General features: G+C 46.7%; 11 protein-coding genes and 1 pseudogene. 6 read left to right on the top strand and 6 right to left on the bottom strand.

The window, feature by feature from the left end:
* The first annotated feature begins 140 nt into the window (after positions 1-140).
* The 3 genes from RMO79_RS22205 (at position 141) to leuD (ending at position 1,885) form a co-directional block, all read left to right on the top strand.
* A complete protein-coding gene (locus tag RMO79_RS22205) occupies positions 141-659 on the top strand; it encodes a Uma2 family endonuclease (RefSeq protein WP_310485443.1) in 519 nt (172 codons plus the stop codon).
* A gap of 28 nt (positions 660-687) precedes the next feature.
* On the top strand, positions 688-1,080 hold the full coding sequence (locus RMO79_RS22200) for a RidA family protein (protein ID WP_310485442.1): 393 nt from the start codon (positions 688-690) through the stop codon (positions 1,078-1,080).
* Between the two features lie 214 nt (positions 1,081-1,294).
* Positions 1,295-1,885, top strand: a complete 591-nt coding sequence (gene leuD / locus RMO79_RS22195; RefSeq protein ID WP_310485441.1) for a 3-isopropylmalate dehydratase small subunit — start codon at positions 1,295-1,297, stop codon at positions 1,883-1,885.
* 130 nt (positions 1,886-2,015) lie between these two features.
* Here leuD and RMO79_RS22190 read toward each other — a convergent pair whose 3' ends face one another.
* Positions 2,016-2,381 carry an iron-sulfur cluster assembly accessory protein gene (locus RMO79_RS22190; RefSeq protein WP_310485440.1) on the bottom strand — a complete coding sequence of 122 codons (366 nt, stop codon included), beginning with the start codon at positions 2,379-2,381 and terminating at the stop codon, positions 2,016-2,018.
* A gap of 87 nt (positions 2,382-2,468) precedes the next feature.
* Entirely contained in the window at positions 2,469-2,876 is a 408-nt protein-coding gene (locus tag RMO79_RS22185) for a phosphomannose isomerase type II C-terminal cupin domain (RefSeq protein WP_366944897.1), read from the bottom strand.
* 437 nt (positions 2,877-3,313) lie between these two features.
* Here RMO79_RS22185 and cruG point away from each other — a divergent pair, with 437 nt between their 5' ends.
* Positions 3,314-4,534 (top strand): 2'-O-glycosyltransferase CruG, encoded by a 1,221-nt coding sequence (gene cruG / locus RMO79_RS22180; protein WP_310485438.1) that lies wholly within the window; start codon positions 3,314-3,316, stop codon positions 4,532-4,534.
* A 232-nt stretch (positions 4,535-4,766) separates the two neighbouring features.
* Here cruG and clpS read toward each other — a convergent pair whose 3' ends face one another.
* From clpS to RMO79_RS22160, 4 genes are all read right to left on the bottom strand, one after another.
* The gene (clpS, locus tag RMO79_RS22175; protein ID WP_310485437.1) at positions 4,767-5,051 is read right to left on the bottom strand and encodes an ATP-dependent Clp protease adapter ClpS; all 285 of its coding nucleotides are present in this window, start codon (positions 5,049-5,051) and stop codon (positions 4,767-4,769) included.
* Between the two features lie 59 nt (positions 5,052-5,110).
* Positions 5,111-6,283: a transposase gene (locus tag RMO79_RS22170; RefSeq protein ID WP_310485436.1), complete on the bottom strand. Its 1,173-nt coding sequence runs from the start codon at positions 6,281-6,283 to the stop codon at positions 5,111-5,113.
* 308 nt (positions 6,284-6,591) lie between these two features.
* The gene (locus tag RMO79_RS22165) at positions 6,592-6,861 is read right to left on the bottom strand and encodes a hypothetical protein (protein WP_310485435.1); all 270 of its coding nucleotides are present in this window, start codon (positions 6,859-6,861) and stop codon (positions 6,592-6,594) included.
* Complete coding sequence (locus RMO79_RS22160) at positions 6,854-7,657, bottom strand: hypothetical protein (RefSeq protein WP_310485434.1); 804 nt, start codon at positions 7,655-7,657, stop codon at positions 6,854-6,856. The genes RMO79_RS22165 and RMO79_RS22160 overlap by 8 nt, the downstream gene beginning before the upstream one ends.
* A gap of 462 nt (positions 7,658-8,119) precedes the next feature.
* On the opposite strand from RMO79_RS22160, the gene RMO79_RS22155 reads away from it, so the two are divergent.
* Positions 8,120-8,362: a helix-turn-helix transcriptional regulator gene (locus RMO79_RS22155; protein WP_310485433.1), complete on the top strand. Its 243-nt coding sequence runs from the start codon at positions 8,120-8,122 to the stop codon at positions 8,360-8,362.
* Positions 8,352-8,593, top strand: a pseudogene (locus RMO79_RS22150) (hypothetical protein); the annotation flags it as partial. The gene RMO79_RS22155 and the pseudogene RMO79_RS22150, both read left to right, overlap by 11 nt.

Genomic DNA, 8,593 nt, shown 5'->3' with positions numbered 1-8,593 from the left:
GGATTCAAGAACTTTAGTCTCATGAGAGAAAAACTATTAGCTTGCTTATTAAAGTAATCTCCGCTTCGCTCCGATTGCTTTAATAAGTTTAAATTATAACCTTAACTACGAGAGAGCCGGGCTGTTACTATAATGGCTACATGAAAATAGAAGATTTATTCATAGGTGCTGATGTTGCTCGGAGCAAGCCACTAATCTACTTTGCTATTCTTTTATTTGGGATGGCTAAAGAAATACCTATTTCTGGTTTTGTAAATTGTAGCTATCGTAAAGTTGCAGTTAGAGAATGTCAACCAGATATCTCCTTTTATATTGGCGACATAGCTCATTTAGCCCCTAAAGGTAAATCAGTTGTTAACTTAGATGAACAAGCTATTCCCAACCTAGTTGTAGAAATTTCCAATACTACTATTAATAACGATCTCGGTGCGAAACGTTTCCTATATGAAGAGATGGGTGTTTCTGAATATTGGATTGTAGATGTCCAGAATACTCTAATTTATGCGTTTGAAATAATCGATCGAGGTAGCCGCAGAGTCGATAATTCGCTGGTATTGCCGAACCTATCGATCGCGACTATTACCGAGGCATTAAATCGTAGCAAAGAAACCGACCAAGCTCAAGTTGGGCAATGGCTCATGAGTCAATTTCAGGGATAATAACTAAGCTAAATATTAGGAAAGAACAGTGTCACAACGTCAAAACATCTCCACAGGCTCCAAATGGGAACCCATCATCGGTTACTCCCGCGCCGTCAAAATCGGTAACACCATTCACGTCTCCGGTACCACCGCCTCCAACGCCGCAGGCGAACTCGTCGGTGTCGGCGATGTGTACGCCCAAACCAAACAAATCATCCTCAATATCGAATCTGCCCTCCAACAAGCTGGATCCAGTCTCAAAGACGTAGTTCGCACCCGCATCTACTGCACCAATATCGAAGAATGGGAACTCATCGGCAAAGCCCACGGCGAATTCTTTAGCGAAATCCGCCCGACGACGGCAATGGTAGAAGTCAGCCGTCTGATTTCCCCTGATATTCTGGTGGAAATCGAAGCTGAAGCGATCGTGCAGGATTAGTACTTTCGAGGTTGAACCCACCCCGTCGCTACGCGCCACCCCTCCGAGGAGGGGAATTTAGACTCTCAGTGCCCCACTGGGTTTACTAAATACCAGAACGAAGCCAATCCCCTCTTTGCGTTCTTTTATCTTCTTTACAAATCCCCTCCTCGGAGGGGTGCCCAAAGGGCGGGGTGGGTAGATCTCCGCCACAAACCAACAACCCATAAAACCAATGAACAGCCAAATCGCCACTATCTCCGGTACCGCCATTCCCTTAACTGGCAATGACATCGATACCGATCGCATTATCCCCGCCCGTTTTCTGCGCTGCGTCACCTTCGACGGCTTAGGTGCTAGCGTATTTGAAGACGATCGCATTCAACTCAAAGGCGAACACCCTTTTGACTTACCCCAATTTCAAGGTGCAAATATTTTAGTTGTAAATAGCAACTTCGGTTGCGGTTCCAGTCGCGAACACGCACCTCAAGCCTTGGCAAAATGGGGCATCAAATTAGTTATTGGTGAAAGCTTCTCCGAAATTTTCTTCGGCAACTGTGTCGCGATGGGTATTCCCTGTCTCACTGCCGATGCTGCCACTACCACCCGTCTACAAGAGATTTTGCGTGCCAACCCCAAGACCTCGGTTACCGTCGATCTGAACGCCTTACAGGTACAGTGTGGCGACTTTACTGCGCCAGTCTCGATCGGCGAAGGCTCCCGCCAGCAATTAACCAATGGCACCTGGGATGCTTGTGGGCAATTAGTCGCCAATCTCAGCCAAACGCAAGTTACCGCAGCAAAGTTACCTTACGTTGCTTGGTGAACGGTACAAATCTGTAGGTTGGGTTGAAGCTCAAGCGAAACCCAACATCCACACATTTAATTGACGGGTTTGTTGGGTTTCATGCCTTAACCCAGCCTACAATCTTACCCTAAAGCCTAAAGCCTAAAACCTAAGTGGGTAATTGCCAGCGTTCCGACTCGACATGAGCGATCGAAAACGAATTTCCACAGCCGCAAACGGTTGTTGCGAGGGGGTTTTCAAATCGAAAGCCCCCGCCCATGAGATCTTCGGAATAATCTAGTTTCAGATGCTCTAAATATGCTAACTGGTGAAGATCGATCGACAGCGAAATGCCATTCACGTTGTAAGGTAGATCGTTGTCATCGTCCTCGTTGGAGTTTACCAGATCGACCGTGTAGTAAAAATCTTTGCAGCCACCACGAGCAAAACCGATCCGAAATCGACGATCGGTTTGTGTGCGTACTGCCTGCATTCTTTCGATCTCGGCGACCGCTGCTTCGCTAATTTCAATCATAAGTAACTCGATCTCATCTTTTCAAAACCTTACTTACTCTTGCATTAGATCGGGTATTAATCTAGAGCGGCGATCGTCGAAAAACTTCTAGCCGCTATTTCTGGCATAGTCATCTTCAAACCGGACGATATCATCTTCGCCTAGATACTCGCCATTTTGGACTTCGATAATTACCAAGGGGATGACACCAGGATTTTCCAGGCGGTGCTTGGTGCAGGCGGGAACGTAGGTAGATTGGTTGCTGTGCAGGATTTCTTCACGATCGTCGCAAGTTACCATCGCCGTACCGCAAACAACAATCCAGTGTTCGCTCCGATGATAGTGCATCTGAAGACTGAGCCGATGTCCTGGTTTTACTTCAATCCGTTTAATTTTGTGTCCTCTGCCTTCTTCGAGGATGGTAAAAGAACCCCAAGGGCGTAATTCTGTTGCGGCAACAGTACTTGTGGGCATTGTTGGAGTAGGCGTAAGATTGGGTGTTTTAGTTTGAGTCATAAATTGGGAAGTAACGAGTCGAGCCTGTTATGCCTTGAAGTTTACCAGTCAGCCAATAACCACTCTATCAACATCGGTAGATCTTCGGAATCGTTAAATATACCGATAATGACACGCGAATAACTACACTTACATAATTACTTTATAAAGTACCATAATTGTCGCGATCGGACTATGTTTGAAACGATCGTTCTGTCTCTAGCGATCGATCGAATGACTACATCTTAACTAATGTCTAGTGCAGACTGTGAGATTTGGTATCATTTAGCTTCAGAGGGTGTCTGAAAAGTATTATTTGCTCCGAGCGTAGATCTGAATCCCCCTAAATCCCCCTTTTCAAGGGGGACTAAGAATCTGGTTCCCCCCTTTTTAAGGGGGGCTAGGGGGGATTTCTAGGGTTTATGCTCAACAAACTGGACTTTTCAGACACCCACTCAATGGCAAACAGCAATTTTAAGGTGGTGTGGGTGAGAGAGTTATTCGGTGAGGAAATATTGGGTGCTGTTGCGCTGGGGTTGTTATTATGTCAGGGATCGGCTAGTTTAATTTTGCTGTCGCGACTGATAAAGGGAGCGGTGCGTCGTCCGCCATTGGTACCGAAAACCTCGATGCTCGGATCTGGGAGTGTTAGCGTGGTGGTACCGACGTTGAATGAGGTCGATCGGATTGCGCCGTGTTTGTTAGGATTGAGCCAGCAAGGCGAGGAAGTGCGGGAGATCCTCATCGTCGATAGTAATTCTCAAGATGGAACGCGGGAGCTGGTTAAAGAGGCGGCTACGGCTGACTCTCGCTTTAATTTGATGACTGACGATCCTTTACCTGCTGGTTGGGTAGGTCGTCCGTGGGCGTTACATTCTGGATTTTTAGGTAGTTCGACTGAGAGTGAATGGATTCTGGGTGTCGATGCCGATACTCAGCCTCAGCCGGGATTGGTGAACAGTTTAGTTGCGGCGGCGATCGAGGAGAGTTACGATTTGGTGTCATTATCGCCACAGTTTATCCTCTCCGATCTGGGGGAGTGGTGGCTGCAACCTGCGTTATTAATGACGCTCTTGTATCGGTTTGATTCGGCTGGAGTGAGGGCGCAATCGCCAGATCGCGTGATGGCAAATGGGCAGTGTTTTTTTTGTCGGCGATCGGTATTATTACAATTGGGGGGTTATATTAGCGCGGCGGGTTCGTTTTGCGATGATGTAACTTTGGCGCGAAATGCTGCCAAACAAGGATTTAAAGTTGGCTTCTTGGATGGGGCGAAAGTAATTCGGGTGCGGATGTATGCGGGGATGGCGGAAACGTGGCGAGAATGGGGACGCTCTCTCGATCTCAAGGATGCGACGACATCGCCACAATTATGGAGCGATTTGGCTCTATTATTACTGGTACAAGGTTTACCGATTCCGCTGACGATCGCGCTGTGGAGTTTAGGATCGTGGGAAAATTCGGTTTTAACTTTACAACTGGCGGTCGGTCTGAATTTGTTTCTAGTAGCGATTCGGTTTGCCCTATTACTGGCAATTTATCCTTCTTATTATCGCCCAGGATTTTCGGTGGCGGCGTTGGGCTTTTGGCTATCACCCTTTGCCGATCCTGCTGCTGTTTTAAGAATCTTTTTATCGGCTTTCCAGCAGCCAAAACAGTGGCGGGGTAGAGTTTATTAGAATGCTTAGTTCGATCGAGTCAATTTTAGTGAATAACCCCAGCGGTTTCTAACCGCTGATCGGAGTGCAAAGTCCGCCTACGCGGACTGAATTGTTAGTCCGCGTAGGCGGACTTTGCATCATCAGCCGCGACTTTAGTCGCAGGTAATTTATCGAATAATTACAATGTCGATCGAGAGCAACTTGTCGTAAATTTAGTTGCACTCGATCGATAAAATTGTTCTAAATAAAATTATTCTGCTGGCTCGATCGTACTCCGCAAGCCATGACTTTTAAGGACATCGCAATAATGTTCTGCATGTTCTTGATTGCAGACGATGACTAATGCCATTTCATTTTTATGTGCTTCCATCATCACGCTAATTGCACTAGTTTCTGACATATTCGGAATCGTAGTTACCAACACCTGGACTACGTGTTCCATGCTATTAAAATCGTCATTGTGAAGCAGCACGCGGTAATTGGGCGCGAGCTTACGAGATGTCGAACGCTTCTCGATAGTTTCTATATAGGTCATTTTCCAAACTTATTAACTAAGGGGGCAGCCGTTGGGCTATCCCCTTTAGTTTATCTCAACTACTCATTAAGCGCGTCTACAAGGTCGTAGAATAGGCGGCTGACGACTTTTCCGATTGTCTTTGCCCGTGCGAGTTTAATTGGTTTTGCCGCTTTGTATTCGGTAAATATTTTGACAATTTCTTGCCCCTGTTGGTTCTGCAATCGCGATCGTTCTGGCTCGATGCGAGTAAACAACCACAGCCAAAACGCATTCCGGCATAATTGCGATCCGGCTTTCTTGGTAACATCTTTAGACTTACCCGACTGTTCGCGGGTGGGAGCCACACCGAGCATCTTAGAAACTTTCCGCAAGCTGATATGTTTGGCGGTCATGGTACCGGATTTTTTACCTTTGGTAGTTAAGACGATCGGCTGCTTGAATTCGTCTAAAAAATTTTCGAGCGGGTAGATCTGGCTGATAATCGTTGCTTGTGCCCGCTCCCCGAAACCATACTTTTTGAGTACCTTGCGATATGGCAGAAATTGCGAATCATCAAGTAAGGATCTTAATTCAAATTCGATCCTGCATTCTTCTGCTTGGATTTGAGCGAGTAAGCTGGCTTCTAAAATAATTTCGGCACTCAGACCCAAGCCGATCGAGCCTGCTAATTCGGCATCATACCTGATACTTTTGGCGCGTCCCCCCAACCACCGCCAGAACAGCACCGCATTACTCGACACGTTGGCACGTTCGGGAAAAGCATAAGCGAGATCCTGTTTGAGGCGATTGATGGCGGGCGATTGGAGTCGAGCTAGATGGGATAAGCGCAGGCTAATGTGTCGCAGTTGGGCGGTAGTCTCATCCCTGAGCAGTACGAACAGTTGCGGCGACTGATAGTGTTCGGCATAGTACGCGCCGATGGCTAAAGCATCCGCCGGATCGTCTTTATCTGGCAGTTGCAAATTCTTGCGATAGCTCTTGAGTTGGGTATGTCCGATTAGGGCAACTTTGACCCCATGTTCTGACATTTTTCGCACCCACAACCTGGTGTAATTAACTCCCGTCGGTTCTAGAGCTAACACGTCTGGCTGTAAATCTAGAATTTGTTTGAGTCCGGCGGCAGACAGATATGCTTCGTGAAAGTTAGCCCCATCGAGATAATATTCTCGCAAATTTAGCGGCATATTCTCGCTATTCAAGACGCAGTAAACCAACCGATCCTTACAGGCATCGGCACCGATAATCTTCATATTCGATCCTCAATTATTCAGTTTTCAATGTGCGTTAAACTAGGAGAACACACGATATTTAACCGTTTTACCCACGGTAAGCTCACGAATCTCCCACACTGGCGTTATTCTATATCTGAGCGTTAGGGTACGAATTAGCGCGATTATTTTGCTCACGAAACCATACGGGCGTTAAGCCCCTTTCAACAGTCGAGCGATAGTCGCGCTTGTTCGTTACAAGGAGGTTTGGAAGCTCCCCGCGATACCCAGAGGGTATTTCGTCGTGAAGACTCATCAGGCGGGGTTACTGGCGATTCGATCGGTCGGTATTAGTTGAATTCCTCCGATGTAGATGGTTGGATCGAGTCGCTTAATTGTTTGAGAGTGGCGAATAAATCGGGATGAGTATCGAATAGATCGTTTTGGATCGTATCGGCAAAATTCAAGACTCTGGTATAGAGTCGCGAATCTTCCCGCACGCTCTCTAGTTCTAAACCAAATCTAAGTACTACAAGTAAATCGGCTGCAAAATCGGCACCCATGATTACCTGAAGTTCTCCCGGCTGTAAGCGTCGCTTGTCTGGTTTGCGATTACTCATGCGCGACTCTCCGCTTTACTGGTGGGATGAGTCCGCCGAGTAGATTATCCATGAGCGAATTGAAGTTATCCAGGCATGAATTTAAGGCGATTGCTGGGGCGATCGGTTTAGCCTTCAAGACTTCAGTTTTCTCGATCGCCATGACGATCGACTTAACTTCTTCATCGATCGACACCGCAACGGGTTCGACATGATTATCTTGCGCGATCCGATCGTCTACCAGTTCCCCCAAATATTCACTCAAAGTTACCCCAGCATTAGCCGCCTGGCGTTGCAACTTCTCCATCAACGGAGCGGGAAGTTTGATTGTCGAACTAGTCGGCTGTTTGTCGGGATTGATTTGGGATTCGATCGCGAGTGCGGTGATTTTGTGACCTTCACAACTGGCGACGACTTTACCCCAAACTTCACCCAATCTGTCGATCGATAGTTCTGCCATTTTCAGGGCTTGAGATGCGTTTCTGGGTAATTCTGTGTATCCCAAATTTACCAGCTTTACGCACACTTGCGCGGATTTAATCGCGTTCAGAACTTGCCAGATGGACAGGTTGACTTTAGCTTGACAGAACTGTTTGAAGTCGCGGAACTTTTCCACGCAATTGCGCCACCAGCACTGATTTCTGACTCGTTCGAGAATTAATCCAAACTTAATATAAGCGTACTGGCTGACGATTAAATGATATTCAGTCGCATCGATATCGCCCGAACAGTCATAATCGATTTCACCTTCAAACTCACGAATCAGATCGGAGATTTGCATCTCTCTAATCTGGTCGCCGTCATTAATTTTTAGCATTCTTCATCCTCATCTAATCCGTATTCGCAGGCATAGCAAAGCGCATTTACATCTTCGTCCCCTGAGTCCCAGTAGCCTAAAAATTTGCCGCACTGGACACAATCAACCCGAACATCTCGATCGTCATTCTCTGACACCATCAATTTTTATCCATGTGAAATATGCCCCCAACTGGGGGAGTGATTGATTGAGTTTTTAAATACTCTCGATCGCTTGATAAGCGTCTTCGCTAGCTTCCTTCCATCGATGGAAGCTGGATCGAGTTAACACCACACTTGGCTTACCTCATCGGTAGCGGGTGGTAGATTACAGTCGTTGGGTACGCCCAAGCCTGAAAATAGGTAGTGCGAGTACTTATAGTGAGTCTTGGGTAAAATACAAGATAATTGGTTGTATATTCAATACCATAATGGTATTATAAACACAACCAAGAGTCAACCGTTTTGCCCAAGAAATTTGGGCATGAGTGAAAAGACATTGAAAGAATTAATTGCTGAAGCTGGCTATACATATAGAGATTTAGCTGAAAAATTAGGCACGGGACATGATGCGATAGTGGCTTGGGGAAAAGGAACTAGGGTGCCTAGACTAGATAATGCGATCGCGCTTGCGGCAGAGCTAGGTGTCTCATTAAAAACCTTATCGGCGGCACTAGGGCAAGATGTTTCTAGATTACCCGACGACATGGGAGGTGATGAAAATTAGCGACTTGCAACAACAGCTATTCGATCCGGGTGAGTTCGATCGTCATGACTATACTAATATCGACTCAAGCCCTGGCGACTGGAATCGGGATGTCAATGGTGATTTTTCACCTTTAAATAAGCTTATAAACGGTACCCTCAGGAATCCGCCACCCCCCGGATCCCAATTTGGGGGGCATCGGGTTTTCGGGATGCCCCCCAAATTGGAAGCTCACACCATGCCCCCCAAATT

It is taken from the genome of Chamaesiphon sp. VAR_48_metabat_403 (genome assembly GCF_031422475.1).
GTDB lineage: Bacteria > Cyanobacteriota > Cyanobacteriia > Cyanobacteriales > Chamaesiphonaceae > Chamaesiphon.
Note: the sequence above shows the minus strand (reverse complement) of the source record. Positions and strands in the feature narration are given on the sequence as shown.

What these genes read in the sequence shown, in the direction of transcription:
- RMO79_RS22205 (WP_310485443.1), top strand. Translation starts at nt 141, where the DNA reads ATGAAAATAGAAGATTTATTCATAGGTGCTGATGTTGCTCGGAGCAAG.
- leuD (WP_310485441.1), top strand. Translation starts at nt 1,295, where the DNA reads ATGAACAGCCAAATCGCCACTATCTCCGGTACCGCCATTCCCTTAACT.
- RMO79_RS22190 (WP_310485440.1), bottom strand. Translation starts at nt 2,381, where the DNA reads ATGATTGAAATTAGCGAAGCAGCGGTCGCCGAGATCGAAAGAATGCAG.
- RMO79_RS22185 (WP_366944897.1), bottom strand. Translation starts at nt 2,876, where the DNA reads ATGACTCAAACTAAAACACCCAATCTTACGCCTACTCCAACAATGCCC.
- cruG (WP_310485438.1), top strand. Translation starts at nt 3,314, where the DNA reads ATGGCAAACAGCAATTTTAAGGTGGTGTGGGTGAGAGAGTTATTCGGT.
- clpS (WP_310485437.1), bottom strand. Translation starts at nt 5,051, where the DNA reads ATGACCTATATAGAAACTATCGAGAAGCGTTCGACATCTCGTAAGCTC.
- RMO79_RS22170 (WP_310485436.1), bottom strand. Translation starts at nt 6,283, where the DNA reads ATGAAGATTATCGGTGCCGATGCCTGTAAGGATCGGTTGGTTTACTGC.
- RMO79_RS22165 (WP_310485435.1), bottom strand. Translation starts at nt 6,861, where the DNA reads ATGAGTAATCGCAAACCAGACAAGCGACGCTTACAGCCGGGAGAACTT.
- RMO79_RS22160 (WP_310485434.1), bottom strand. Translation starts at nt 7,657, where the DNA reads ATGCTAAAAATTAATGACGGCGACCAGATTAGAGAGATGCAAATCTCC.
- RMO79_RS22155 (WP_310485433.1), top strand. Translation starts at nt 8,120, where the DNA reads ATGAGTGAAAAGACATTGAAAGAATTAATTGCTGAAGCTGGCTATACA.